General features: G+C 63.6%; 27 protein-coding genes and 2 tRNA genes. 9 read left to right on the top strand and 20 right to left on the bottom strand.

Annotated features, from left to right (window positions below):
* The first annotated feature begins 61 nt into the window (after window positions 1–61).
* The 9 genes from C556_RS21745 to C556_RS23085 all read left to right on the top strand — a co-directional run bounded on the left by C556_RS21745 (window position 62) and on the right by C556_RS23085 (window position 4,865).
* Window positions 62–637 (top strand): hypothetical protein, encoded by a 576-nt coding sequence (locus C556_RS21745; protein ID WP_018748795.1) that lies wholly within the window; start codon window positions 62–64, stop codon window positions 635–637.
* Window positions 637–2,202, top strand: coding sequence for a replication endonuclease (locus C556_RS23630; protein ID WP_083930596.1), 1,566 nt, complete (start codon window positions 637–639; stop codon window positions 2,200–2,202). The genes C556_RS21745 and C556_RS23630 overlap by 1 nt, the downstream gene beginning before the upstream one ends.
* A gap of 99 nt (window positions 2,203–2,301) precedes the next feature.
* On the top strand, window positions 2,302–2,616 hold the full coding sequence (locus C556_RS0113545) for a hypothetical protein (protein WP_157236179.1): 315 nt from the start codon (window positions 2,302–2,304) through the stop codon (window positions 2,614–2,616).
* On the top strand, window positions 2,609–2,761 hold the full coding sequence (locus C556_RS23105) for a hypothetical protein (RefSeq protein ID WP_018748792.1): 153 nt from the start codon (window positions 2,609–2,611) through the stop codon (window positions 2,759–2,761). The genes C556_RS0113545 and C556_RS23105 overlap by 8 nt, the downstream gene beginning before the upstream one ends.
* The gene (locus C556_RS0113535; RefSeq protein WP_018748791.1) at window positions 2,758–2,997 is read left to right on the top strand and encodes a hypothetical protein; all 240 of its coding nucleotides are present in this window, start codon (window positions 2,758–2,760) and stop codon (window positions 2,995–2,997) included. The genes C556_RS23105 and C556_RS0113535 overlap by 4 nt, the downstream gene beginning before the upstream one ends.
* A gap of 129 nt (window positions 2,998–3,126) precedes the next feature.
* Window positions 3,127–3,360, top strand: a complete 234-nt coding sequence (locus tag C556_RS23100) for a hypothetical protein (RefSeq protein WP_157236178.1) — start codon at window positions 3,127–3,129, stop codon at window positions 3,358–3,360.
* Window positions 3,360–3,512 carry a hypothetical protein gene (locus tag C556_RS23095; RefSeq protein WP_211214727.1) on the top strand — a complete coding sequence of 51 codons (153 nt, stop codon included), beginning with the start codon at window positions 3,360–3,362 and terminating at the stop codon, window positions 3,510–3,512. The genes C556_RS23100 and C556_RS23095 overlap by 1 nt, the downstream gene beginning before the upstream one ends.
* A 226-nt stretch (window positions 3,513–3,738) precedes the next feature.
* Window positions 3,739–4,698 carry a site-specific integrase gene (locus C556_RS21735; RefSeq protein ID WP_051083241.1) on the top strand — a complete coding sequence of 320 codons (960 nt, stop codon included), beginning with the start codon at window positions 3,739–3,741 and terminating at the stop codon, window positions 4,696–4,698.
* A 20-nt stretch (window positions 4,699–4,718) separates the two neighbouring features.
* Window positions 4,719–4,865, top strand: coding sequence for a hypothetical protein (locus tag C556_RS23085; protein ID WP_157236175.1), 147 nt, complete (start codon window positions 4,719–4,721; stop codon window positions 4,863–4,865).
* Between the two features lie 77 nt (window positions 4,866–4,942).
* Here C556_RS23085 and C556_RS0113520 read toward each other — a convergent pair.
* The 20 genes from C556_RS0113520 to nuoF form a co-directional block, all read right to left on the bottom strand.
* Window positions 4,943–5,019 (bottom strand) — tRNA-Pro (locus tag C556_RS0113520).
* A 39-nt stretch (window positions 5,020–5,058) separates the two neighbouring features.
* Window positions 5,059–5,439, bottom strand: a complete 381-nt coding sequence (locus tag C556_RS0113515; RefSeq protein WP_018748790.1) for a MerR family transcriptional regulator — start codon at window positions 5,437–5,439, stop codon at window positions 5,059–5,061.
* On the bottom strand, window positions 5,405–5,722 hold the full coding sequence (locus C556_RS0113510) for an integration host factor subunit alpha (protein WP_018748789.1): 318 nt from the start codon (window positions 5,720–5,722) through the stop codon (window positions 5,405–5,407). Before C556_RS0113510 ends, C556_RS0113515 begins: the two co-directional genes overlap by 35 nt.
* Before the next feature lie 65 nt (window positions 5,723–5,787).
* A complete protein-coding gene (gene pheT, locus C556_RS0113505) occupies window positions 5,788–8,142 on the bottom strand; it encodes a phenylalanine--tRNA ligase subunit beta (protein ID WP_018748788.1) in 2,355 nt (784 codons plus the stop codon).
* A 92-nt stretch (window positions 8,143–8,234) separates the two neighbouring features.
* On the bottom strand, window positions 8,235–9,221 hold the full coding sequence (gene pheS / locus C556_RS0113500; RefSeq protein WP_018748787.1) for a phenylalanine--tRNA ligase subunit alpha: 987 nt from the start codon (window positions 9,219–9,221) through the stop codon (window positions 8,235–8,237).
* Window positions 9,222–9,343: 122 nt separating this feature from the next.
* Complete coding sequence (gene rplT, locus C556_RS0113495) at window positions 9,344–9,703, bottom strand: 50S ribosomal protein L20 (protein WP_026263087.1); 360 nt, start codon at window positions 9,701–9,703, stop codon at window positions 9,344–9,346.
* A 16-nt stretch (window positions 9,704–9,719) separates the two neighbouring features.
* A complete protein-coding gene (gene rpmI, locus C556_RS0113490) occupies window positions 9,720–9,917 on the bottom strand; it encodes a 50S ribosomal protein L35 (protein ID WP_018748785.1) in 198 nt (65 codons plus the stop codon).
* Window positions 9,918–10,065: 148 nt separating this feature from the next.
* Window positions 10,066–10,590, bottom strand: a complete 525-nt coding sequence (gene infC / locus C556_RS0113485; protein WP_211214731.1) for a translation initiation factor IF-3 — start codon at window positions 10,588–10,590, stop codon at window positions 10,066–10,068.
* Between the two features lie 48 nt (window positions 10,591–10,638).
* Window positions 10,639–12,543, bottom strand: a complete 1,905-nt coding sequence (thrS, locus tag C556_RS0113480; protein WP_026263085.1) for a threonine--tRNA ligase — start codon at window positions 12,541–12,543, stop codon at window positions 10,639–10,641.
* A gap of 170 nt (window positions 12,544–12,713) precedes the next feature.
* Window positions 12,714–12,790: transfer RNA gene (locus C556_RS0113475), tRNA-Val, on the bottom strand.
* 61 nt (window positions 12,791–12,851) lie between these two features.
* Window positions 12,852–13,151 (bottom strand): DUF2818 family protein, encoded by a 300-nt coding sequence (locus C556_RS0113470; protein ID WP_018748782.1) that lies wholly within the window; start codon window positions 13,149–13,151, stop codon window positions 12,852–12,854.
* Window position 13,152: 1 nt separating this feature from the next.
* Complete coding sequence (nuoN, locus tag C556_RS0113465; protein ID WP_018748781.1) at window positions 13,153–14,610, bottom strand: NADH-quinone oxidoreductase subunit NuoN; 1,458 nt, start codon at window positions 14,608–14,610, stop codon at window positions 13,153–13,155.
* A 29-nt stretch (window positions 14,611–14,639) separates the two neighbouring features.
* Complete coding sequence (locus tag C556_RS0113460) at window positions 14,640–16,142, bottom strand: NADH-quinone oxidoreductase subunit M (protein ID WP_018748780.1); 1,503 nt, start codon at window positions 16,140–16,142, stop codon at window positions 14,640–14,642.
* Window positions 16,143–16,176: 34 nt separating this feature from the next.
* On the bottom strand, window positions 16,177–18,261 hold the full coding sequence (nuoL, locus tag C556_RS0113455; protein ID WP_018748779.1) for an NADH-quinone oxidoreductase subunit L: 2,085 nt from the start codon (window positions 18,259–18,261) through the stop codon (window positions 16,177–16,179).
* A gap of 24 nt (window positions 18,262–18,285) precedes the next feature.
* Window positions 18,286–18,591: an NADH-quinone oxidoreductase subunit NuoK gene (gene nuoK / locus C556_RS0113450; RefSeq protein WP_018748778.1), complete on the bottom strand. Its 306-nt coding sequence runs from the start codon at window positions 18,589–18,591 to the stop codon at window positions 18,286–18,288.
* A gap of 13 nt (window positions 18,592–18,604) precedes the next feature.
* Window positions 18,605–19,240, bottom strand: a complete 636-nt coding sequence (locus tag C556_RS0113445; protein WP_018748777.1) for an NADH-quinone oxidoreductase subunit J — start codon at window positions 19,238–19,240, stop codon at window positions 18,605–18,607.
* Between the two features lie 18 nt (window positions 19,241–19,258).
* Complete coding sequence (gene nuoI, locus C556_RS0113440) at window positions 19,259–19,747, bottom strand: NADH-quinone oxidoreductase subunit NuoI (RefSeq protein ID WP_018748776.1); 489 nt, start codon at window positions 19,745–19,747, stop codon at window positions 19,259–19,261.
* Between the two features lie 11 nt (window positions 19,748–19,758).
* Window positions 19,759–20,805 (bottom strand): NADH-quinone oxidoreductase subunit NuoH, encoded by a 1,047-nt coding sequence (gene nuoH, locus C556_RS0113435; protein ID WP_018748775.1) that lies wholly within the window; start codon window positions 20,803–20,805, stop codon window positions 19,759–19,761.
* Between the two features lie 13 nt (window positions 20,806–20,818).
* Window positions 20,819–23,125 carry an NADH-quinone oxidoreductase subunit NuoG gene (gene nuoG, locus C556_RS0113430; RefSeq protein WP_018748774.1) on the bottom strand — a complete coding sequence of 769 codons (2,307 nt, stop codon included), beginning with the start codon at window positions 23,123–23,125 and terminating at the stop codon, window positions 20,819–20,821.
* A 57-nt stretch (window positions 23,126–23,182) separates the two neighbouring features.
* Window positions 23,183–24,472 (bottom strand): NADH-quinone oxidoreductase subunit NuoF, encoded by a 1,290-nt coding sequence (nuoF, locus tag C556_RS0113425; protein WP_018748773.1) that lies wholly within the window; start codon window positions 24,470–24,472, stop codon window positions 23,183–23,185.
* Between the last annotated feature and the right edge of the window lies 1 nt (window position 24,473).

Here is a 24,473-nt window from a genome sequence, read left to right as displayed (position 1 = left end):
GGAGACTGCGAAATGATCTTAGCATTGCGAGCCACCACCTCACTCCAGGGTGGTGGGTGGTATGACCTTGCACATCCCCCGCCCATTACCGCGCGCCATCGTCCAGCTGCGCGAGCGTGTGACACGCCAGGAACGCGCTGCGGCGCGGGCGCTGTTGCATGGCCTGCCCGATGAGTTGGTTTACGCGGCCATGGGCGCTTGGATCAAGCGCCGTGGCACGGTCGAGGTGCTGCCGAATGCGGACCATATCGATGGGGTCGAATCTAACCGCTGCTTGGTCGCCGCAAACCGTTGGGCGCGGGAATTCGCCAGCGAGCTGCGTGCGACGGGCCTGCCGCTCGACAGGGATGACGATGATCTGGCCAGCTTCGCGCGGGTTGCCGCCGACGAGTGCGCGCGCATCCTGGCCCAGGCAGAGACGGGCGAGGTGTTCAAGGTGCGCGATGGCAGTCGATTCGTGCGCCGGCCGCGCTATGTGTTCGAGGCGTGCCTGCGCGCCGAAGAGGCCAGCATCGTGGCGCCGAACCACGAGCTGGATGAGCGTCAACGCGCCTATGTGGTCCGGCGTCTGGGCGATGAAAAATTCTGGCGCGGCCGGCTGAAACGCCGCGTCACCGGCGTGCTGGAGCATGCCTAGTGTGCCTCGGCGAGGTGCGGCGCAAGCGCTCGGCCTATCTGTCCGCCCCGACCTATCGCCGGCTGCGCGCTCGGCAGCGCCGCAATCAGCGCATGCTGGCCGCGGCGGAGGCGACCAATGAATCTGGCTACACCGCCACGCTGGAAGCACTCAGCCAGTGGAGCGTGAGCAATCCAGCCATTCGGCGCACCGAGCTGATGGTGCGTGCTCGCGGGATGGAAGAGGTCGCCAAGGCGGCGGGCCTGTCGGCCTGGTTTGTGACGCTGACGGCGCCGAGCAAATACCACCCCAGCAGTTGGAAATACGGGGCGCCTGTATGGCGCGGAAGCCTATCGCGGCAGGCGCGACGCCAATTTGTGACGCGCCAGTGGCATAGGGCTATTTCGACCTTCCGCGCTGCGGGGCTTGCAGCATTTTCGGTTCCGCGCGAGGTCAGGGGCTCGCCGAACTGCTCGCCCCGCTTTACCGCTCGGGATGTGCAGGACTACCTCTGCAGGTTGTGGGCCAGGGCACGCGCGCAGTTCAAAAAGCACGGCATCACCCCGTTCGGCATCCGCGTCACGGAGCCGCATCACGACGGGTGCCCGCACTGGCATCTGCTGCTGTGGGTGGCCAAGGATCGCGCCACCAAGATGCTGGCCATCCTGCGCGCCAAGGCGCTGGAAGAGGACGGTACCGAGGCCGGGGCCGCCGAGCATCGCATGACGGTCGAGGAAATCGACCCGCGCAAGGGTAGCGCCGTTGGGTACATCTCGAAGTACCTAGCCAAGAACATCGACGGCCATCGCATGGACACCGACGACGAGTCCGGCCTGTCCGCCGAGCACGGCGCCGACCGCGTAGCCAAGTGGGCCAGCAACCACCGCATCCGCCAGTTTCAGGCCATGGGCACGCCGCCGGTGACGGTATGGCGCGAGCTGCGCCGGGCCGATCTGTTCGCGAGCGAGAACGAGATCATGCTGCGCGCGTTACATCGTGCTGCGGACCTGGGCGATTTCGCCGACTTCATGCGTGGTTGGTGCGCCATCGGCAGTGGCTATAAGGTGACGTTCGAGTACGAACAAGAGCCGTGCCCCGAGTCGGGCGAGCAGGTGTTGCCTTCCAACCGCTTCGGCGAGCCGGTGTTGCGCCGCGCCGCGGTCGTGGTGCGCGAACGGGTGATGTGCGGTCGACGCATGGTGCTGGGCGAGGTCATCGAGCGCGTCCAGACCAAGCTGCACAGTTGGACCATTGATTGGGGCCGCACCAAGGAACTGGCGCAGGACAGCCAGCGCCAGCAGGTCGATGTTTTTCAGCGCAGCGGCGCAGCCGCGAGCACTTGGACCTGTGTGAATAACTGTAACCAGCCCGAAGCCACCACCCGCGAAGTGGCCCGGCTGGAACGCCAAAACGCCGATTCCGCCGCCACCTGGCGCCGGGATCTGCACCTCGCACTCGCCGGCGGCACCTGGGATCGGGCTGGCCGCTGGCGATCTGTACCGGCATCCGGGCCGGCCATCGTCGATTCGCCCGGAAACTCCCCGCCGCGCACCCCGCCGGACCGCCCGCGGCCATCCCAGCACTGAGGAAATCGACCATGGATCAGCACCATCAAGACACAGTTACGTCCGCAGCCATCGAAAACGCGTTCAACGCCTACGGCTGGGCGTTGAGCCGCCTACGCGATGCAGAAAGCGCTACGTGAAGCCGAAATGGAGGAAAGCAGCGCGGGCGGGGCACTTTGCCAGCTGCTGGCCGCAGCGCGCGATCAGGGCCTATTTCAGGGTGAATACGTCGCCGTCCCGAATTTTCGGGGCGAAGGCGTGGCACTGCTGCGCCTGGAGCCGAGCGCAGAAGGCGGATTGCGCATCGCCGATTGCCGCCTTGACGTGCTGTCGGGCTACGACATCGAGCGAGGTGCCAAGCGCCGCGAAGAAGCGGCCAGCCTGCCTGCTGCGGAAGGCGAATCGGGCCAGCCGGACGAGGTGGCCCATGCGTAGCCAGATCCGCGCCATCGAATTCGTCGACGCCACCGAGCTGTTTGATGTGGTGCGCCTGTTCCGGGCGATGGGCTACCGCGTGGTGGCCATCGGCATCGACAGCTACCGGGCCTCGAAAACCGTGCCGTATGGGGTGGTGGCATGAGGCCGGCCTGGATCGTGCTGCGCCTGCTGGCCTACGGCGCGGCCGGGATCACCGTGCTGGCGCTGGCGATCTGCGCCATCAGCGCCGCCTTGGTGTTCGCCCAGGGTTGCGTCGCCGCCCTGCTGGCGCTGGCGGTGTTGCTGGGGGCCTGCTGGACGCTGCTGGTGATGGACCGATGGTTTTTCCCTGCGCTGCATGCCAATGACCGCCCAAAGCGTTCCGGGGTCGGATCTTGAACCACCCGCTGCATAACGCCCACGTCTTGCTCTGGCTGCGCTGGCGCCACTGGTGCGCCAGCCAGGCCGGCGCCTGGGTCGTCGTCGCCACCGTCGCGCGGCGACACAACTACGAACAGGGGGAGTGTCATGTCCCGTCAATTTGATCTCGCCAGCGATCTGGAGCTGCAGGCTCGAGAGGACGCACTTGCGTCGACCCGAGCAACCGCCCAGCGAGAAACGCCGGCGCCATCCGGCGTCTGCCCCTGGTGCGAGGACATCGCGCCAGCCAGCGCAACCTTCTGCGGCGCCGAGTGCGCCAGCGACTGGCAGGCGCACCACGCCCGCGAACGCCGGGCGGCCATCATCAGCGGAGCGAAATGATGGATTACCTCGAATATGCCGATTTTCATGTGAGGCCTCGGCAGCCTGCGTGCGGGCTCGATCAGGCCGGACACGATGACTTTTCGGAGCCGTGGCCGCTGGCCTCGCGCTACCCGGCTGATATGGTCGAATCTGATGGTGGGGAAGCGTGATGATTCGTCTGGATCGCGAGCGACTTCGAGAGATCACCGGTTTGCAACAAAGGGGGGCCCAAGTGCGTTGGTTCAAGCGCCACTTCGGGGTGGAGCTTCCCTGCGATCAAGCCGGTCCCATCCTCACGGAGCAAGCCTTCGAGGCATTGGCGAACAAACGATGCGGCATCTTCGCCGGCGCGGAAGGGGTTCAATCTGCTCGCCCACGAGTACATCCGAGGTCGCGATGAGTAGACATCGCTCCACGCTGCGCAGCCTGTCCGAAACGCGGATTTACAGGAAGGGAAAACGCTTCTACCCCTTTACCGCTGAAGCAACCATCAATCCTCGCGATGGCAAAGCCAGGAAATGGCACTCGCTCTGCGCCATTGCGGATGGGGAAGCTCAAGCGCGCGAAGAGGCGAAACGGATTCAAGAACACAATACCGCCAACGGCGACGCGGGCAACTTCGCCGCAACTTGGCGGCGGTATGTTGCAGAACTCATCACCAAGAAGGACAAATCAGCGCCAAAGGATCCCGCACGGCGGAAAATCCATGACGGAAATATCCAGAACCTGCGCTACATCTGCCAACAGATTGAGGATGGCTTCAGGGCGTTTGACATCACCCAGGTACTCCCAGTGGACATCGCTGAGTTCGTGGACCAATGGTCCGGTCAACGAATGGCCCAGGTTTACCTGTCGCGCCTTTCTGACTTCTTCCGCTGGCGCTGCCGGCGAGGTCTGCGTAGCGATAATCCGACACGCGAAGTCACGGTTGAAAAACCACCTGGGCGAGAACGGTACATCACCGACGCAGAGTTCCACGCCATCCGGGATGCGCTACTCGTTGGCGATGATGGACGCCCTACCCGAAGCGGGGCAATGGTCCAGTGCTACGTCGACCTCTGCTACATGATCTACCAGCGAACTACTGAAATTCGCCTGCTACGCTGGGATCAGATCAAAGATGATGGCATCCACTTCAAGCCCACCAAGACAGAAAGATCGAGTGGGGCGCAAGTCATCGTCCCGCTTACCGCAGCCATTGCCGAGGTGCTTGAAAAGGCAAGGATCGCCTACCCGATACGCTCCGTCTATGTGATCCATACTCAGCATGGCCAGCCGTACACAGCCAATGGTATTGGATCCCTGTGGAAGCGGGCACGTGCTCGGGGGGGGGGGGGGGGGATGACGCAACGCTGAAGGATTTGCGGGCAAAAGCCATGACCGACGCCAAAAAACTAGGCTATGAAATCGAGCAAATCAGCATTGGCGCCGCCCATACGGACATCAGCATGACCGAGACGTACATCAAGCGGCGCGAGGTGCCTATTAGTGAGGTGACGCTGCCTCTTCCGAAGCGCGCCTAGCAGATGAATATTAGAAGTTCTTCTAATATCAGCGGAAACGAACAAGGGGTTAGCTTTCGCTAACCCCTTGTTTTATATGGTCGGAGCGGCGGGATTCGAACTCGCGACCCCTTGCACCCCATGCAAGTGCGCTACCAGGCTGCGCTACGCTCCGAAGAAGAGCCGCGATTATAACGAGGGTCGTCGCGCTTGCCTAGCTGTTTATCGCGCTTTCGCTGTCTTCCAGCCAAGCCAGCAGTTCCTTGAGCTCGGCGCGCACTTCGGACAACGGATCGATCTCGTCGCGCCCTTCCTCGCCGGGGTGGGCGAGTTGGTTGCGCGCGCCGCTGATGGTGAAGCCCTGCTCGTAGAGCAGCGAGCGGATGCGGCGCACCAGCAGCACTTCGTGGTGCTGGTAGTAGCGCCGGTTGCCGCGACGCTTCACCGGCTTGAGCTGGGTGAATTCCTGTTCCCAGTACCGGAGCACGTGCGGCTTTACGCCGCACAGCTCGCTGACTTCGCCGATGGTGAAGTAGCGCTTGGCCGGGATGGGGGGAAGTTCACTTGTCGGTACGACGTTGCTGTTGCTTTGCATAGTGGATTTCCACCAGCCCCTTCAGCTTTTGACTCGCATGGAATGTGACGACGCGACGGGCCGAGATGGGGATCTCTTCCCCGGTCTTGGGATTGCGCCCAGGGCGCTGGGGCTTGTCGCGCAGCTGGAAGTTGCCGAAACCGGACAACTTGACGGCGTCGCCGGTCTCGAGCGCGCTTCGGATTTCCTCGAAGAACGCTTCGACCATGTCTTTCGCTTCTCGCTTGTTCAGGCCCACCTTGTCAAAAAGCAAATCGGCCAGGTCGGCTTTGGTCAACGTCATTGTTGTTTTCTCGGTACCGCTCGTGTCGGTACTTGGGCGAAAGGGAAAATTCATGTCTGGATATCTCAAACTCGCAATGTCGCGCCCGCGGCCTCCGCTTGGCGAATGAGTTTCGCCACCGCAGCATCGACTTCTTCATCGGTCAGAGTTTTGTGAGTATCTTGCATTAACACCTTGAAAGCAAGGCTCTTTTTCTCTTCCGCGACACCCTTTCCGCGATACACGTCGAACAGTGCGATCTCGGTCACGAACGATGCGGCGGCCTGTTGCAGCACGGCCTGCACTTCGGCGGCCGGACGCGCTTCGTCGACGATCAGCGCCAGATCGCGCCGCACCGGCTGGAACTTCGACACCGCCTCGACGCGCGCCTTATCGACCTTGGTCAACGCCGCGACGTCCAGTTCGAACAGCACCGGCGCGTGGATCAATTCGTAGGCCTGCACCCACTTGGGATGCAGTTCGCCGAGCACGCCGATGGGCTGGCCGTCGAGCAGCACGGTGGCGGCACGCCCCGGGTGCAGCGCGGGATGGTCGGCGCGCTCGAAGCTCGCCACGCGCGGCGCCAGCAAGGCGGCGATATCCGCCTTCACGTCGAAGAAATCGACACGCTCGCGTCCGATGCCCCACTGCTCCGCTTCACGCGGGCCCCAGGCCAGCGCGGCGATCTTCTCCGGTTGCTGCTCGGCGCCCTTGCCGTGGAACACGCGCGCCATCTCGAACAGCCGCACGCGATCCTGCTTGCGGTTGATGTTGTGCTTGAGCGAATTCACCAGCCCGCCGAACAGGGTGGAGCGCATCACGCTCATCTGGCTGGCGATGGGGTTGAGCAGTTTTACCGGCTGGCCGTTGCCGGCGAAGTCGGCTTCCCATTGTTCTTCGACGAAGGCGTAGTTCACCGCCTCCTGGTAGTCGCGGGCGACCAGCAGGTGCTTGAGCGCGGCCTTGGGCCGGGCGTTGCCCGGCTGCGGCAGCATCGGTGTGCGGGCGATCGAGGTGCCGACGGGGATGTTGTCGTAGCCGTAGACGCGAGCGATCTCTTCGATCAGGTCTTCCTCGATCTGGATGTCGAAGCGGTACGACGGCGGCGTGACGGTCAGGGTGTCGCCATCGGCGGCGACCACGAGGCCGAGTCGTTCCAGGATCGAGACGATGTGGGCTTCGGGCAGCGCCACACCGAGCACGCGCGCCACGCGCGACACGCGCAGCGACACCGGCGGACGAGCGGGCAATGGTTCGACGGCTTCGACCACCGGGCCGGGCTCGCCGCCGCACAGGTCGAGGATCAGGCGGGTGGCGCGTTCGATGGCGTCGCGCGATTCGCCGAAATCCACGCCGCGCTCGAAACGATGGCTGGCGTCCGACGAGAAGCCCAGGCGGCGGGCGCGACCGGCGATGGCCTCCGGAGCGAAATAGGCGGATTCGAGGAACACATCGGTGGCGCCGGCTTCGACGGCGCTATGCGCGCCGCCCATGATGCCGGCCAGCGCGACCGGGCCGCTGTCATCGGCGATCACCAGCATGTCGCTGTCGAGCGCGATCTCTTTGTCGTTGAGCAGGGTGATGCGCTCGCCTTCGCGGGCGAAGCGCACGGTGATGTCGCCTTGCAGCTTGCCGTGGTCGAAGGCATGCAGCGGCTGACCAAGCTCCAGCAGTACATAGTTGGTGACGTCGACGATGGCCGAGATCGGGCGCAGTCCGGCGCGCACCAGGCGTTGTTTCATCCAGTCCGGCGTCGGCGCGGCCTGGTTCACATTGCGGATCACGCGGCCGACGTAACGCGGGCAGGCGCTGCCCGCGGCCAGATGGATACCGCGGCGATCGTCGGCCTGCGGCGGCACCGGCGGCGTCGCGCCGGCATTGACCACGGCGCCGGTCAATGCGGCGACCTCGCGCGCCACGCCCTTGATCGACAGGCAGTCGGCACGGTTGGGGGTGAGCTTGATGGTGAAGAGCTGGTCGTCCAGGTTCAGGTAGTCGCGCAGTGGCGTGCCCACCGGTGCGTCCGCCGGCAGGACCAGCAGACCATCGACGCCATCGGGAATCCCCAGTTCGTCGCCCGAACACAACATGCCGAACGATTCGACACCGCGCACCTTGGCGCGCTTGATCTTGAAGTCGCCGGGCAGGTTGGCGCCGATGCGCGCGCACGGCACTTTCAGGCCCGGCTTCACATTGGGGGCACCACAGACGATCTGCAACGGCTCGGCTTCGCCCACGTTCACCGAACAGACGTTGAGCCGGTCGGCATCCGGGTGCTTGGTGGTGGAGAGCACTTCAGCGACGAAGACGTTGTCGAAGGCCGGCGCGGCGCTTTCGACCTCTTCGACTTCGAGGCCGGACATGGTCAGCAGATGCGCCAGCGCCTCGGAGTTCAGCTCCGGGTTCACCCAGGTGCGCAGCCAGTGTTCAGAGAATTTCATCGGACAAACTCCGTCGGTGTTCGGTTGCAGCGGCCCCACGCGTCGGGGCGGCTCGCGTTACGCGCCGGGCCGGCAACGGGCCCGGCCGGCCATCACTTGAACTGGCCGAGGAAGGAGAGATCGTTTTCGAAGAACAGGCGCAGGTCGTTCACGCCGTAGTACAGCATGGCGAAGCGATCCAGCCCGAAGCCGAAGGCAAAGCCGGTGTAGCGCTCGGGATCGATGTTCACGTTGCGCAGCACATTGGGGTGCACCATGCCGCAACCGCCGATCTCCAGCCAGCCGCGCTGGCCGAGCACGTCCACTTCGGCGGACGGTTCGGTAAAGGGGAAGAACGAGGGACGGAACCGCACCTGCAGCGTTTCGTCCTCGAAGAAGTTGCGCAACCAGTCAGTGACGACGCTCTTGAGGTCGGCGAACGAGACGCCCTCCTCGACCCACAGCCCTTCCATCTGGTGGAACATCGGCGAGTGGGTGGCGTCGGAATCGACGCGATAGACCCGGCCCGGCGCGACGATCTTGATCGGCGGCTGGTGGTCGAGCATGTAGCGCACCTGGATCGGGCTGGTATGGGTGCGCAGCACTTCACCGCCTTCGACGTAGAAGGTGTCCTGCATCGCCCGCGCCGGGTGATCCTTGGGCATGTTGAGCGCTTCGAAATTATGGAAATCGGTTTCGATTTCCGGGCCGTCCGCCACTTCGAAGCCGACAGAGCGGAACAGCGCTTCGATGCGCTGCTGCACCAGCGTCACCGGATGCAGGCTGCCGGTGCCGCGCCCCCGCGCGGGCAGGGTGACGTCCAGCGCCTCGGCGGCCAACTGGCGGGCCAACTTCTCGGCGGCAAGCGCCTCGCGCCGGGCGGCGAGCGCCGCCTCGAACGCCTGTTTGGCCTGGTTCACGGTGGCGCCGAAGGTCTTCTTCTCCTCGGGCGGCAGCGTCGCCAGTTGCTTGAGCAGCGCGGTGATCGCGCCTTCCTTGCCGGTGTAGCGCGCCTTGGCGTTTTCCAGCTCGACCGGATCGCTGGTGGCATTCAGCGCCGCGATCCCTTCATCGAGAATGCTTTGTACGTTGGCAACCATGGGGGTCCCGGTTCTCTGGTCAAAAGCGATACCGAAGCCTTGGGTGCTTGGGTATCGGTTCTGCCTGCGTCTGGAGAATAAAAAAGGGAGGCTGAGAGCCTCCCCTTTCAAGGACTTGCCGCTTAGGCAGCGAGGCTCGCCTTGGCTTGCTCGACAAACTTGGCAAAAGCCGGTTTGTCGAACACGGCCAGGTCGGCCAGCACCTTGCGGTCCACTTCGATGCCGGCCTTCTTCAGACCGTTCATGAAGCGGCTGTAGGCCAGGCCCAGTTCACGCGACGCGGCGTTGATCCGGGTGATCCACAGTTGGCGGAATTGACGCTTGCGTTGCCGACGGTCGCGGTAGGCGTACTGGCCTGCCTTCATCACCGCCTGCTTGGCAACACGGTATACGTTCTTGCGACGGCCGCGATAGCCCTTCGCCAGGTCCAGAATCTTCTTGTGACGAGCGCGTGCGGTTACACCACGTTTAACGCGAGGCATGTTCGATCTCCTTCAGTTACGCGTAGGGCAACATTGCGCGCACGTGGCCCATGTTGGTCGCATCGACCATCGAGGTGCCGCGCAGCTGGCGCTTGTTCTTGGTGGTCTTCTTGGTCAGGATGTGGCGCTTGAACGCATGGCTGCGCTTTACACCACCGCCGCCGAGAACCTTGAAGCGCTTCTTGGCGCTGCTCTTGGTTTTCATCTTGGGCATGGAAAAATGCTCCGTATGAGTTGGATCTGGCGACAGGCGTCCGAACAACCGGAACTTGAAGCCTGGCACCACGCTTTTGTGCGACAACCGGCCTTGCGGCCTTGGCGGGGGCTGTCGCCACCCCGCTGAAATCTTCGAAGGCCGGAAATCAGGCCTTCTTCTTCGGCGCCAGCATCATCACCATCTGACGGCCTTCCAGCTTGGGAAACTGCTCGACCACGGCCAGTTCGGTCAGATCGCTCTCGACCCGCTTCAACTGGGCCAGACCGATTTCCTGGTGGGCCATTTCACGGCCGCGGAACCGCAACGTGACCTTGCACTTGTCACCTTCTTCCAGGAAGCGCACCAGATTGCGCAGCTTGACCTGGTAGTCGTTCTCGTCGGTGCCAGGGCGCAGTTTCACTTCCTTGACCTGGATCTGCTTCTGCTTCTGCTTGGCCGCGTGTTCCTTCTTGGACTTTTCGTACTTGTACTTGCCGTAGTCCATGATGCGGCACACGGGGGGCGTCGCGGTGGGAGCGATCTCGACCAGATCGACTTCCGCCTCTTCGGCTAGTGCCATGGCTTGCGCCAGGCTCACGATACCGAGCTGTTCACCATCCAGCCCTTGCAGACGAACTTCGCGCGCGGTGATCTCACCATTGATCCGCGGCTCTTTATCCTGAGCAGCTATCGCTATTCTCCAAATCAGACAAAAGAAAAACCGTGCGCTGGAGCGCGGTCAGGTCCCCGGGTGTTCGGCTTGCACGCGCTCCAGGAACGCCTGCACCGTCATCTGTCCGAGATCCTCGCCGCTACGGCTACGCACGGCCACCAGGCCCGCAGCTTTTTCCTTTTCGCCGACAATCAATTGGTACGGCAGGCGCTGCAAGCTATGTTCGCGGATTTTATAGGTTATTTTCTCGTTTCTCAAGTCGGCATCCACCCGCAGGCCGCCCTGGCGCAACGTTTGCGCCACCTGATCCGTATATTCGCGCTGCGATTCGGAGATATTCATCACCACTGCCTGCACCGGGGCCAGCCAGGTGGGGAAGGAACCGGCGAAGTTCTCGATCAGGATGCCGAGGAAACGCTCCATCGAACCGACGATGGCGCGGTGCAGCATGACCGGACGCTGACGCGAATTGTCCTCGGCCACGTACTCGGGGCCGAAGCGCTCGGGCAGTACGAAATCGAGCTGCAGCGTGCCGCATTGCCAGGAACGACCGATGGCGTCCTTGATGTGGTATTCGATCTTCGGGCCATAAAAAGCGCCCTCGCCCGGCAGTTCTTCCCATTCCACGCCGCAGGCGCGCAGCGCTTCGCGCAGGCCATGCTCGGCCTTGTCCCAGCCTTCGTCGCTGCCGGCGCGCTTGTCCGGACGCAGCGCCAGCTTGATGGCGATGCCTTCGAAGCCGAAGTCGTCGTAGACGCTCATCGCCAGCGCATGAAAGATCCTGGCTTCGTCGATCAGCTGATTTTCGGTACAGAAGATGTGCGCGTCGTCCTGGGTGAAGCCTCGCACCCGCATCAGGCCATGCAGCGCGCCGGACGGCTCGTTACGGTGACAGGCGCCGAACTCGGCCAGGCGCAACGGCAGGTCGCGGTAGGAGCGCAGGTCGCTGCTGAAGATCTGGATGTGTCCGGGGCAGTTCATCGGCTTGACGGCGTAGGTGCGCTTTTCCGACTCGGTGATGAACATGTTTTCCTGGTAGTTCTCCCAGTGGCCGGATTTCTCCCACAGCGAGCGGTCCATCATCATCGGCGTGCGCACTTCCTGGTAGCCGGCCTTGGCCAGGCGGCGGCGGATGTACTGCTCCACCGACTGCCACAGGCTCCAGCCCTTGGGGTGCCAGAACACCATGCCGGGCGCTTCGTCCTGCATGTGGAACAGGTCGAGCGCCTTGCCGATCTTGCGGTGGTCGCGTTTCTCGGCCTCTTCCAGGCGATGCAGATAGGCGTCGAGATCCTCCTTCTTCGCCCAGGCCGTGCCATAGACGCGGGTCAGCATCTCGTTGCGGGAATCGCCACGCCAGTAGGCGCCAGCCACCTTCATCAGCTTGAACACCTTGAGCTTGCCGGTGGACGGCACGTGGGGGCCGCGGCACAGGTCGGTGAAATCGCCCTCGCGGTACAGGCTGAGCACTTCGTTCTGCGGAATGCTCTCGATGATCTCCGCCTTGTAGGCTTCGCCGATGCCCTTGAAGTACGCCACGGCGTCGTCGCGCGACAGCTCGTAGCGCTCGACCGGGATGTCCTTCTTGGACAATTCGAACATCTTCTTCTCGATGGCGTCGAGGTCTTCCGGGGTAAAGGGGCGCTCGTAACTGAAGTCGTAGTAAAAGCCGTCCTCGATCACCGGGCCGATGGTGACCTGGGCGCTGGAAAACAGCTCCTTCACCGCGTAGGCCAACAAGTGGGCCGTGGAGTGGCGGATGACGTCCAGCCCGTCGGCATCGCGCTCGGTGACGATGGCCAGCTGCACATCGCGGTCGATCAGGTAGCTGGTATCGACCAGCTTGCCGTCCACCTTGCCGGCGAGTGCGGCGCGGGCCAGGCCGGCGCCGATGCTCGCGGCCACGCCAGCCACGGTCACCGGCGCATCGAATTGGCGTTGCGAACCATCGGGAAGCGTAATCACTGGCATCGTGGCCACCTGTATCTGGAATATGAAGTTGTCGCCCCGCGGGGCAAAAAAAAAGTGCGGCCTGGGCCGCACTTTTATCGAATCGACTGGTTCTGACCAGCGCACGGCTACCCGGGTTATCTTTGGGTAGTAGTGCGAGTTCGGAACATCGTCTGATTCCTTGTATTCGTTGGTAGGCACGATTGGACTCGAACCAACGACCCCCACCATGTCAAGGTGGTGCTCTAACCAGCTGAGCTACGTGCCTGTCGAAGAGCGCGAATATTAGCCGCTCCGGCCTGCCTTGGCAAGCTTTTGCGCAAAAACTTTCAGAGCCCCGGCTTGCGCCAGAAATAGCGCCAGACGAAGCCCGGGAACGCCGCCACCACGAACAGACACAGCGTGGTGACGTAGAACGGCCACTTCTGCGCATGGATCGGCGACAGCCGTTGCTCCAGTGCCAACGCCAGGGCGCCGACCAGCAGGTATAGCACCGCCAGTTCCAGCGCCCGCCAGCCGAACGCCTTGCGGCCCGATGAGGGCTGCACCGCGAAGCAGATGCGCTCGGTCAGAAAAGGCAGATTGGCGGCCACGACCGCCAATCCGTACAGCACATACAGTTCGACCATGTCAGATGGGCAACGAGAACTCGACCGCGTTGGTCAGCAGCAGCAGCAGATCGTTCGGGAACAGGCCGATGCCCAGCAACGCCAGGCAATTCAGCGACAGCACCACCCGGGTGAACATGCAGCCGGACAACGGCGCGGCGGCGCCTTCCGGCTCGTCGAAATACATCAGCTTGACCACGCGCAGGTAGTAGAAGGCACCGATCAGCGACATCGCCACCGCGAACACCGCCAGCCACACCATGCCCAGGTCAACCACGGCCTTCAGCACCGCCAGCTTGGCAAAGAAGCCCACGAACACCGGCACACCGGCCATCGAGAACATCACCAGCAGCAACATGCCGGCGAACCAAGGATGAGTACGCGCCAAACCCTTGTAGTCGTCGAGGCGGTCGGCCTCGAAGCCCTGCCGCGCCAGCAGCATCACCACGCCGAAGCCGGCGGCGGCGGTCAGCATGTAGGTCACGGCATAGAAGAAGGCGGCGGAGTAACCAACCACGTTGCCCACCAGGATGCCCAGCAACAGGAAGCCCATGTGCGAGATGGTCGAGTAGGCGAACATCCGCTTGATGTTGGTCTGGGCGATGGCGGTCAGGTTGCCGATGGCCAGCGACAGCACGGCCAGCACCACCAGCATCGAACGCCATTCCGGGGTGAAGCCTTCCATCGCCTGCGCCAGCAGGCGGATGGTAAAGGCGAACGCCGCCAGCTTGGGCGCGGAACCGATTAATTGGGTGATCGGGGTCGGCGCGCCTTGATAGACGTCGGGCACCCACATGTGGAACGGTACGGCGCCCAGCTTGAAGGCGATGCCGGTCACCACGAACACCAGGCCGAAGGTGGCCAGCAACGGGTTGCCGCTCTGCTCGACCATCAGCCGCTGGCTGATTTCCAGCACGTTCAGACTGGCGGTGGCGCCGTAGAGCATCGACATGCCGTACAGCAACATGCCCGACGCCAGCGCACCCAGCACGAAGTACTTCATGGCGGCCTCGGTGGATTCCACCGAATCGCGGCGCAGCGCGACCAGCGCATACAGCGACAGCGACAGCAGTTCCAGGCCGACGTACAGCGTGAGCAGGTTGATCGCCGAGGCCATCACCATCATGCCCAGCAGCGAGAACAGCGCCAGCGAATAAAGCTCGCCCTTGAAGATGCCGCGATCGGCCGCGTAGCTGCGACCGTAGATCAGCACCAGCGCCACGCCCACCACCATGCCCACCTTGGCCAGGGTGGCCAGCGGATCGGCGACGAACATGTGGCTGAAGGCGTACTGCGGCGCCGCGTGGTAGCCGCGCACCAGCAGCGCGCCGGTCACGACCAGCACGGCGAGTGACAGCCAATGCGTGAAGCCGCGCTTGGCATCGCTGACGAACAGATCGAGCAGCAGGATGGCGCAGGTGGCACAGAACAGGAAGATTTCCGGTGCCGCCACCCAGGCGTTGAGACTGGTCCAGGTCATGCTTTCAACCCTTTGATTCTTTCAATGCGTTATTGGGGCAGCTTGGTCTGCGATACATGCCAGATCAGGTCGTTGACCGAGAAGTGCATCAGGTCGGTGAACGGCTTCGGATACAGGCCCATGCCCAGCACGGCGACGGCGAGGATCGCCAGCACCAGGAACTCGCGCTTGTTCACGTCGGACAGTTCGGCCACGTGCTGGTTGGCCACGTCGCCGAAGATCACCCGCTTGTACATCCACAGCGTGTAGGCGGCGCCGAAGATCAGCGTGGTGGCGGCCAGCACGGCGTACCAGAAGTTCACCTGCACCGCACCCAGCACCACGAAGAACTCGCCGACGAAACCGCTGGTGCCCGGCAGGCCCGCATTGGCCATGGCGAACAGCATGAAGAAGCTGGCGAAGATCGGCATCTTGTTGGCCACGCCGCCGTAGTCGGCGATCTTGCGGCTGTGCACGCGGTCGTACATCACGCCGATCGAGAAGAACATCGCGGCGGAGACGAAGCCGTGCGAGATCATCTGCACGATGGCGCCTTCGACGGCGAACGAGTTGAGGTCGGTGCCGCGGGCGAACATGAAGAAGCCCAGGGTGACGAAGCCCATGTGCGAGATCGACGAGTACGCCACCAGCTTCTTCATGTCGGTCTGCACCAGCGCGACGAAGCCGATGTAGACCACGGCGATCAGCGACAGCAGCACGAACACCCAGGCGTATTCGCGCGAGGCATCCGGCGCGATCGGCAGCGCGAACCGCAGGAAGCCGTACGCACCCAGCTTGAGGGTGATCGCCGCCAGCACCATCGAGCCGCCCGTGGGTGCTTCGACGTGGGCGTCGGGCAGCCAGGTGTGCACCGGCCACATCGGCACCTTGACCGCGAAGGCGAAGAAGAACGCCACCAGCACCAGCGCCTGGGCGGTCATGCCCAGCGGCAGGCGATGGAATGCCTGGATGTCGAAGCTGTGGCCGGCCTGGTAGTACAGGTAGACGAAGGCGACCAGCGTCAGCAGCGAGCCCAGGAAGGTGTACAGGAAGAACTTGATCGACGCGTACACGCGGCGCGGGCCGCCCCAGATCCCGATCACCAGGTACATCGGGATCAGCATCGCTTCGAAGAACACGTAGAACAGGATCGCATCCAGCGCGGCGAAGGCGCCGTTGATCAGGCCCGACATGATCAGGAAGGCGGCCATGTACTGGCCCACGCGGCGTTCGATCACCTGCCAGCCCGCCAGCACCACCATCAGCGTGGTGAAGGCGTTGAGGATCACGAACCACACCGACAGGCCGTCGACGCCCAGGTGGTAGTTGATGTTGAAGGTCTCGATCCACGGACGCAGCTCTTCGAACTGCATCCCGGCACTTTCCACATCGAAGCCCGCATACAGCGGAAGGGTGACCAGAAAGCCCAGCAAGGCGCCGATCAGCGCCAGCCAGCGCTGGATCCCGGCGTGCTTGTCGCCGCCAGTGGCAAGCACGATCAGGCCGGCCACAATCGGCACCCAGATCGCGTAGCTCAGAAGTTGTCCCGTCATAATCTACCTGCTTGTTATCGATTCAATGCCGCGATCAGGCTTGCGGATACAGAAGACCCACCACCCACTGGAACACCTCGGGGCCGAACCAGCCCAGTCTGGCGCCCAGCCACACGGTGATGAAGCCCAGGGCGCCGATGATCATGGCGAAGGCGTAGTGGTAGATGTAACCGGTCTGCACCCGACGCACGGCACTGGAGACGAAGCCGACCAGCTTGGCCGCGCCGTTCACGATCAGACCGTCGATCAGCAGCGCGTCGCCCACCTTCCACAGCACGGTGCCCACGGCACGGCCGGCAGCGGCGAAGCCGTTGATGTACAGGTGATCCATGTAGTACTTCTCTTCCAGCACCTTGCGCACGCCAATGGCGCTGAAGAAGCGGTCGATGGCGGCCGGGATGGACGGTTTCACCAGGTAGAACACGTAGGCGGCGGCCACGCCGGCGATGGCGAGGTACAGCGGCAGCGTGCTGAAGGCATGGGTCACCATGGCCAGCGGGCCGTGGAACTCTTCCTTCATCATTTCCATCGCGCGGTGCGATTCGTGGTTCACGCTGATCACGCCGTCGAAGAAGCCGCCGTACAGCATCGGCTCGATCGCCAGATAGCCGATCACCACCGAGGGGATGGCCAGCAGGATCAGCGGCAGCGTCACCACCCACGGCGACTCGTGCGGCTTGTCGTTCGGGCCCAGGCCATGGTGATGATCGTCGCCATGATCGTCATGGTGATGATCGTGATGGCCCTTCTCCATCCAGCGTTCCTTGCCGTGGAACACCAGGAAGTACATGCGGAAGGAATAGAACGCGGTGACGAACACGCCCGCCAGCACGGCGAAGTGCGCGAAGCCGGCGCCCGGCAGGGTGGAGAACTCCACGGCCTCGATGATCGAATCCTTGGAGTAGAAGCCGGCGAAGAACGGCGTGCCGATCAGCGCCAGCGAGCCCAGCAGCGAGGTGATCCAGGTGATGGGCATGTACTTGCGCAGGCCGCCCATGTTGCGGATGTCCTGGTCGTGGTGCATGCCGATGATCACCGAGCCAGCGCCGAGGAACAGCAGCGCCTTGAAGAACGCGTGGGTCATCAGGTGGAAGGCGGCGACCGAGTAGGCCGACACGCCCAGCGCCACGGTCATGTAGCCGAGCTGCGACAGCGTCGAGTACGCGACCACGCGCTTGATGTCGTTCTGGATGATGCCGAGGAAGCCCATGAACAGCGCGGTGATGGCGCCGATCACCAGCACGAAGTTGAGCGCGGTATCCGACAGTTCGAACATCGGCGACATGCGCGCCACCATGAAGATGCCGGCGGTGACCATGGTCGCGGCGTGGATCAGCGCCGAGATCGGAGTCGGGCCTTCCATCGAGTCGGGCAGCCACACGTGCAGCGGGAATTGCGCCGACTTACCCATGGCGCCGACGAACAGCAGGATGCAGGTCACGGCCATCAGCGACCAGGTATGGCCGGTCATCAGCGTGATGGTGGTGTCCTTCAGCTCCGGCGCCTTGGCGAACACGGTGGCGTAGTCCAGGCTGCCGAAGTAGGCCAGCACCAGGCCGATGCCGAGCAGGAAGCCGAAGTCGCCGACGCGGTTGACCAGGAACGCCTTGAGGTTGGCGAAGGTGGCAGTCGGGCGCTTGAACCAGAAGCCGATCAGCAGGTAGGACACCAGGCCCACCGCTTCCCAGCCGAAGAACAGCTGCACGAAGTTGTTCGCCATCACCAGCATCAGCATCGAGAAGGTGAACAGCGAGATGTAGCTGAAGAAGCGCTGGTAGCCCGGGTCTTCCTGCATGTAGCCGATGGTGTAGATGTGCACCATCAGCGAGACGAAGGTGACCACGCACATCATCATCGCGGTGAGCTTGTCCACCAGGAAGCCGACGTTGAAGTCGACGCCATTGATGGTCAGCCAGGTGTAGACCGTGCCGTTGAACGCCTCGCCACCGGACAGCAGGTGGTTCAGCACGTAGGCGGACAGCGCGAACGAGACCGCGACGCCGCCGATGGTGACGCAGTGCGCCGCGCGCCGGCCGATGGCCCAGCCGAAGAGACCTGCGATGATCGCGCCGAACAGCGGGGCGAGCGGAATCAGCAGGTAGATTGTTTTCATGTCCATTGCGTATACCCGTAGATTTTCCGGTTAACCCTTGAGGTGATCGAGGTCTTTGACGTTGATCGAGCGCAGGTTACGGAACAGCACGACCAGAATCGCCAGGCCGATGGCGGATTCCGCAGCCGCGACGGTCAGGATGAAGAACACGAAGATCTGGCCGGCCGAATCGCCGAGGAACTGCGAGAAAGCGATGAAGTTCATGTTGACCGCGAGCAGCATCAGCTCGATCGCCATCAGCAGCACGATCAGGTTCTTGCGGTTCATGAAGATGCCGAACACGGAGATCGCGAACAGGATCGCCGCCAGCACCAGGTAATGATTGAGTGTCAGCACGGTATCTTCTCTCTCAGCTCTGCGACTCGCCGTCCGCCTTCGGTTGCTCGAAGGTGGGCTTGGCTTCGGCCGACATCTTGACCATGCGCACGCGGTCGTTGCGCTTCACCTTGATCTGGTCGGCCGGGTTCAGGTACTTGCTGTTCTTGCGCTTGCGCAGCGTCAGCGCGATGGCGGCCACCATGCCCACCAGCAGCAGCGCGGCGGCCAGTTGGAACGGCAGGAAGTACGTGGTGTAGATCTGGCGACCCAGCTCGTGCACGTTGCTGTAGCCCGGGGGCGGCTCGACCAGTTGCGCACCGGGGATCTGCGCGGCCGGGTGCAGCAGGATCGCCACCATCTCGGCCGCCATGATCGCGGCCACCAGAGCGGCCAGCGGCACGAACTTCCAGAAGCCCTTGCGCAGTTCCTCGAAGTTGATGTCCAGCATCATCACCACGAACAGGAACAGCACCATCACCGCGCCGACGTAGACCACCACCAGCGACACGGCGAGGAACTCGGCCTTCATCAGCATCCACAGCATGGCTGCGGTGAAGAACGACAACACCAGGTAGAGCGCGGCGTGCACCGGGTTCTTGGCCGTGATGACCAACAGCCCGGCGATCAGCAGTACCGCGGCAAAGACATAGAAAAGCACTTCGGTCATGACTTCATCCGTTGGCGGTTAGCGATACTGGGCATCGGCGGCCTTGCGCGCCGCGATCTCGGCTTCGTACTTGTCCCCCACCGCCAGCAGCATCGGCTTGGTGTAGTACAGGTCGCCGCGCTTCTCGCCGTGGTATTCGAGGATGTGGGTCTCGACGATGGCGTCGACGGGACAGGCTTCCTCGCAGAAACCGCAGAAGATGCACTTGGTCAGGTCGATGTCGTAGCGCGTGGTGCGGCGGGTGCCGTCATCGCGCTGGTCGGACTCGATGGTGATCGCCATCGCCGGGCACACCGCCTCGCACAGCTTGCACGCGATGCAGCGCTCCTCGCCGTTGGCGTAGCGGCGTTGCGCGTGCAGGCCGCGGAAGCGCGGGCTCAGCGGCGTCTTCTCTTCCGGGAATTGCACGGTGATCTTGCGCTGGAAGAAATGGCGCCCGGTCAGCATCAGGCCCTTCACCAGCTCGACGAGCAGGAAGGTCTTGAAGAAATGATTGATTCGTTCCATGTGGCGGTTCCTTACTTCCACAGCGACAGCGGGGTCTGCATCCACGCGCCGATCAAGACGATCCACACCAGGGTGACGGGGATGAAGATCTTCCAGCCCAGGCGCATCAACTGGTCATAGCGGTAACGCGGGAATGTGGCGCGGAACCACAGGAAGCAGAACAGCAGGAAGCCGACCTTGAGCACCCACCAGATGAAGCTGGGCGCGCCGATGAAGGCCCAGCTCGCCGGGAACGGCGACAGCCAGCCGCCCAGGAACAGCGTGGAAGCCAGCGCCGACACCAGGATCATGTTGGCGTATTCGGCCAGGAAGAACAGCGCGAAGCTCATGCCCGAGTATTCGATCATGTGGCCGGCGACGATTTCCGATTCGCCTTCGGTCACGTCGAACGGGGCGCGGTTGGTTTCCGCCACGCCGGCGATGAAATACACCACGAACAGCGGCAGCAGCGGAATCAGGTTCCACGACAGGATCGATCCGCCGCCGATGCCGTGCCCCTGCTGGTTCACGATGTCGGACAGGTTGAGCGAGCCGCTCACCATGATCACGCCGACCAGCGCGAAGCCCATCGCCAGTTCGTAGGAGATCACCTGCGCCGCGGCGCGCATCGCGCCCAGGAAAGCGTACTTGGAGTTGGAGGCCCAGCCGGCCAGGATCACGCCGTAGACGCCCATCGAGGTGATGGCCATCACGTACAGCAGGCCGACGTTCACATCCGCCAGCACGAAGCCGGGGTAGAACGGCACCACCGCCCACGCGGCCAGCGCGGGCACCAGCACCCACACCGGCGCCAGGAAGAACAGGCCGCCGCTGGCCGCGCTGGGGGAGATGATCTCCTTGAGCAGCAGCTTCACGCCGTCGGCCACCGGTTGCAGCAGGCCGAACGGGCCCACGCGGTTCGGGCCGATCCGGATCTGCATGAAGCCGATCACCTTGCGTTCGGCCAGCGTGAGGTAGGCGACCGCGCCCATCAGCGGCGCGACGATGCAGACGATCTTGAGCAGCGTCCAGACCACGTAACCCAGCTCGGTGCCGAGATAGCTTTGCAACAGTTCCATCTTGGTCTCGTCCTTATGCCTGGGTCACGTCGACCGGGCCGACAAAGGCGCCCAGTGCACGGGTCAGCGGGTGGTTAGCGGGGACGCGCACCACGTCGTCGGCCAGGCCGTTGTCCAGCTCGACCGCCAGTTGCGCATCGCCCTGCCCTTGCTTGACCAGCGCCTGACCACCGATGGACAGGCCCAGCCTGGCCAGGGTAGCGGCATTGGCTTTCAGTTGCGGGGCAGCGCCATCCACGGTGGCCTGCAACGAAGGCGCACGGCGGGTCAGCAGGTCGGCCTGGTAGATCGGCACTTCGCCCAGGCGCACCACGCCCGAGGCGGCCTGCGCCTTGACGGCGACCGGCGCGGCCAGCGCATTGGAGAGTTTGGCGGCCAGATCGCCCGCCAGCGCGATGTCGCGCACTTCTTCCGAGCTGTTGAAGTTGAAGTTTTCCAGGCCCAGCAGGTTGCCCAGCACGCGGAACACCTTCCAGGCGGGACGGGTTTCGCCCAGCGGACGCACCACGCCGTTGAAGCTCTGCGCCTTGCCTTCCATGTTGACGAAGGTGCCCGAGGTCTCGGAGAACGGCGACACCGGCAGGATCACGTCGGCGTGTTCCAGCGCGCAGCTGCCGAACGACGACAACGCCACCACCATCGCGGCGCCTTGCACCGCGCGCAGTGCCTGGAGGCTGTCCCCAACGTCGAATTCCACTTCGGTGTTCAGCAGCACATAGGCCTTCTTCGGCTCGGCGAACACGTTGCCGGCGCCGGTGGCGCCAACCAGTTGCGCACCGACCGAGTTGGCGGCCGCGCCGAGCACGCCCAGCTTGGCACCGGTCAGTTCGGCCAGCGCGGCGGCGGCGGCGTACAACTCGGCGTAGCGCGGGTTCTGTTGCGCGACGTTGCCCAGCACGATGGCGGTCTTTTCCTTGTCGGCGAACGAAGCGGCGATGGCACGTGCCGCGTCGTCGGCTTCGACGCCGCTCAGGTCGATCTGCGCCGGTGCGGCAACGCCCTTGGCGTCGACCACGGCCTTGACCACGGCCAGCACGCCTTCGACCAGCTGGTCGGGACGCACCACCACCTGGCCGGCCAGCGCGGTCAGCAGGTCGTCGGCATGCGGGTTCACCACCGACAGCTTGAGGCCCTTCTTCACGCCCTGGCGCAGGCGTTGCGCCAGCAGCGGTTGTTCCTTGCGCAGGGTGGAGCCGATCACCAGCACCGCCTCCGCGGTCGCCACGTCGACGATGGATTGGCCCAGCCAGGTGGCGCCGGCGGTCTTCAGACCGTGATCGGCCGCGCGCAGGCGGGTTTCCACGTTGTGGCTGCCCAGCCCGGCGAACAGTTGCTTGAGCAGGTACAGCTCTTCGACGGTGGCGTGCTCGGTGGCCACGCCGGCGATGCTGCCGGCGCCATGCGCATCGACGATGTCCTTCAGGCCGTTGGCCACGTATTCCAGCGCGCTCTGCCAGTCGGCTTCCTGCCACACGCCGCCTTGCTTGATCAGCGGCTTGGTCAGGCGTTCCTCGCTGTTGAGCGCCTCGTAGCTGAAGCGGTCACGGTCGGCCAGCCAGCATTCGTTGATGGCTTCGTTCTCCAGCGGCAGCACGCGCTTGACGCGGTGATCCTTGACCTGCACCACCAGATTGGCGCCGAGGCCGTCGTGCGGGCTGACGCTCTTGCGGCGCGACAATTCCCAGGTACGGGCGCTGTAGCGGAACGGCTTGCTGGTCAGCGCGCCCACCGGGCACAGGTCGATGACGTTGCCGGAGATTTCCGAATTCACCGTCTTGCCGATGAAGCTCATCACCTCGGTGTGCTCGCCGCGGCCGGGCATGCCCAGCTCCTGGTAGCCGGCGATTTCCTCGGTGAAACGCACGCAACGGCTGCAATGGATGCAGCGGGTCATGTCGGTGGAGATCAGCGGGCCGAGGTTCTTGTTCGGCACCACGCGCTTTTCTTCTTCGTAGCGCGACGACGATTGGCCGTAGCCGACCGCCAGATCCTGCAACTGGCATTCACCGCCCTGGTCGCAGATCGGGCAATCCAGCGGGTGGTTGATCAGCAGGAATTCCATCACGCCCTTCTGCGCCTTCACGGCCATGTCGGAGTGCGTGTAGACCTTCATGCCGTCGGTCACCGGCGTGGCACAGGCGGGCAGCGGCTTGGGCGCTTTTTCCACCTGGACCAGGCACATGCGGCAGTTGGCCGCGATCGACAGTTTCTTGTGGTAGCAGAAATGCGGGATGTGCACGCCGACGGAATTCGCCGCGTCCATCACCGTGCTGCCACCCGGCACTGTCAGTTTCTTACCGTCGATTTCGATTTCGAGCATATCGATTCGATCCCAATTGCAAAGTCTTCGACGAACCCAGGAACCACCTTCCGCGGCTTAGTAGCCGCGAACCAGGCAGTTCTTGTGTTCGATGTGGTGTTCGAATTCGGCGCGGAAATGCTTGAGCATCCCCTGGACCGGCATCACCGCGGCATCGCCCAGCGCACAGATGGTGCGACCGGCGATATTGGCCCCCACCGACAACAGCAGGTCCAGGTCTTCCGGACGGCCCTGACCGTGTTCGATGCGATGGACCACGCGGTAGAGCCAGCCGGTGCCTTCGCGGCAAGGCGTGCACTGGCCGCACGATTCTTCGAAATAGAAGTACGACAGGCGCTCCAGCGCCTTGACCATGCAGACGCTCTCGTCCATGACGATCACCGCGCCCGAGCCCAGCATGGAGCCGGCCTTGGCGATGGCGTCGTAATCCATGGTGCAGTCCATCATGATGTCGGCCGGCAGCACCGGCGCGGACGAACCGCCCGGGATCACCGCCTTCAGCTTCCTGCCGCCGCGCATGCCGCCGGCCATTTCCAGCAGTTCGCTGAACGGGGTGCCGAGCGGGATCTCGTAGTTGCCGGGACGATTGACGTGGCCGGAGATCGAGAACAGCTTGGTGCCGCCGTTGTTCGGTTTACCCAGCTCAAGGAATTTCTGGCCGCCCTCGCGGATGATGTACGGTACGGAGGCGAACGTCTCGGTGTTGTTGATGGTGGTCGGCTTGCCGTACAGGCCGAAGCTCGCCGGGAACGGCGGCTTGAAGCGCGGCTGGCCCTTCTTGCCTTCCAGCGATTCCAGCAGCGCGGTTTCCTCGCCGCAGATGTAGGCGCCGTAACCATGGTGCCCGTGCAGCTGGAAGCAGAAATCGGTGCCGAGGATGTTGTCGCCGAGGAAGCCGGCGGCGCGCGCTTCTTCCAGCGCGGCCTCGAAGCGCTCATAGGCTTCGAACACCTCGCCGTGGATGTAGTTGTACCCGACGGTGATACCCATCGCGAACCCGCCGATGATCATGCCTTCGATCAGCGCGTGCGGGTTGTTGACGATGATGTCCAGGTCCTTGAAGGTGCCCGGCTCGCCCTCGTCGGTATTGCAGACCAGATACTTCTGGCCCGGAAAATTGCGCGGCATGAACGACCACTTCAGGCCGGTGGGGAAGCCCGCGCCACCACGGCCGCGCAGGCTGGAGGTCTTCATCTCGGCGATGATCTCGTCCTGCGTCATGCCGGTCTGCAGGATCTTCTTCAGCGCCGCGTAACCGCCGCGCGCCACGTATGCGTCCAGCTTCCAGCTGTTCGGATCGTCGAAATCGACGCCCTCGAACACGACGCCCTTCACATATACGGTCATG

Source organism: Chitiniphilus shinanonensis DSM 23277 (assembly GCF_000374805.1).
GTDB lineage: Bacteria > Pseudomonadota > Gammaproteobacteria > Burkholderiales > Chitinibacteraceae > Chitiniphilus > Chitiniphilus shinanonensis.
Note: the sequence above shows the minus strand (reverse complement) of the source record. Positions and strands in the feature narration are given on the sequence as shown.

What these genes read in the sequence shown, in the direction of transcription:
- nuoF (WP_018748773.1), bottom strand. Translation starts at nt 24,472, where the DNA reads ATGACCGTATATGTGAAGGGCGTCGTGTTCGAGGGCGTCGATTTCGAC.
- nuoI (WP_018748776.1), bottom strand. Translation starts at nt 19,747, where the DNA reads ATGGAACGAATCAATCATTTCTTCAAGACCTTCCTGCTCGTCGAGCTG.
- thrS (WP_026263085.1), bottom strand. Translation starts at nt 12,543, where the DNA reads ATGCCAGTGATTACGCTTCCCGATGGTTCGCAACGCCAATTCGATGCG.
- C556_RS0113460 (WP_018748780.1), bottom strand. Translation starts at nt 16,142, where the DNA reads ATGACGGGACAACTTCTGAGCTACGCGATCTGGGTGCCGATTGTGGCC.
- C556_RS0113545 (WP_157236179.1), top strand. Translation starts at nt 2,302, where the DNA reads ATGCAGAAAGCGCTACGTGAAGCCGAAATGGAGGAAAGCAGCGCGGGC.
- C556_RS23105 (WP_018748792.1), top strand. Translation starts at nt 2,609, where the DNA reads ATGCGTAGCCAGATCCGCGCCATCGAATTCGTCGACGCCACCGAGCTG.
- C556_RS0113470 (WP_018748782.1), bottom strand. Translation starts at nt 13,151, where the DNA reads ATGGTCGAACTGTATGTGCTGTACGGATTGGCGGTCGTGGCCGCCAAT.
- rplT (WP_026263087.1), bottom strand. Translation starts at nt 9,703, where the DNA reads ATGCCTCGCGTTAAACGTGGTGTAACCGCACGCGCTCGTCACAAGAAG.
- rpmI (WP_018748785.1), bottom strand. Translation starts at nt 9,917, where the DNA reads ATGCCCAAGATGAAAACCAAGAGCAGCGCCAAGAAGCGCTTCAAGGTT.
- nuoN (WP_018748781.1), bottom strand. Translation starts at nt 14,610, where the DNA reads ATGACCTGGACCAGTCTCAACGCCTGGGTGGCGGCACCGGAAATCTTC.
- C556_RS23085 (WP_157236175.1), top strand. Translation starts at nt 4,719, where the DNA reads ATGACCGACGCCAAAAAACTAGGCTATGAAATCGAGCAAATCAGCATT.
- C556_RS0113535 (WP_018748791.1), top strand. Translation starts at nt 2,758, where the DNA reads ATGAGGCCGGCCTGGATCGTGCTGCGCCTGCTGGCCTACGGCGCGGCC.
- pheT (WP_018748788.1), bottom strand. Translation starts at nt 8,142, where the DNA reads ATGAAATTCTCTGAACACTGGCTGCGCACCTGGGTGAACCCGGAGCTG.
- C556_RS21735 (WP_051083241.1), top strand. Translation starts at nt 3,739, where the DNA reads ATGAGTAGACATCGCTCCACGCTGCGCAGCCTGTCCGAAACGCGGATT.
- nuoH (WP_018748775.1), bottom strand. Translation starts at nt 20,805, where the DNA reads ATGGAACTGTTGCAAAGCTATCTCGGCACCGAGCTGGGTTACGTGGTC.
- pheS (WP_018748787.1), bottom strand. Translation starts at nt 9,221, where the DNA reads ATGGTTGCCAACGTACAAAGCATTCTCGATGAAGGGATCGCGGCGCTG.
- C556_RS23100 (WP_157236178.1), top strand. Translation starts at nt 3,127, where the DNA reads ATGTCCCGTCAATTTGATCTCGCCAGCGATCTGGAGCTGCAGGCTCGA.
- C556_RS0113515 (WP_018748790.1), bottom strand. Translation starts at nt 5,439, where the DNA reads ATGCAAAGCAACAGCAACGTCGTACCGACAAGTGAACTTCCCCCCATC.
- C556_RS23095 (WP_211214727.1), top strand. Translation starts at nt 3,360, where the DNA reads ATGGATTACCTCGAATATGCCGATTTTCATGTGAGGCCTCGGCAGCCT.
- C556_RS21745 (WP_018748795.1), top strand. Translation starts at nt 62, where the DNA reads ATGACCTTGCACATCCCCCGCCCATTACCGCGCGCCATCGTCCAGCTG.
- nuoL (WP_018748779.1), bottom strand. Translation starts at nt 18,261, where the DNA reads ATGGACATGAAAACAATCTACCTGCTGATTCCGCTCGCCCCGCTGTTC.
- C556_RS0113510 (WP_018748789.1), bottom strand. Translation starts at nt 5,722, where the DNA reads ATGACGTTGACCAAAGCCGACCTGGCCGATTTGCTTTTTGACAAGGTG.
- nuoG (WP_018748774.1), bottom strand. Translation starts at nt 23,125, where the DNA reads ATGCTCGAAATCGAAATCGACGGTAAGAAACTGACAGTGCCGGGTGGC.
- C556_RS0113445 (WP_018748777.1), bottom strand. Translation starts at nt 19,240, where the DNA reads ATGACCGAAGTGCTTTTCTATGTCTTTGCCGCGGTACTGCTGATCGCC.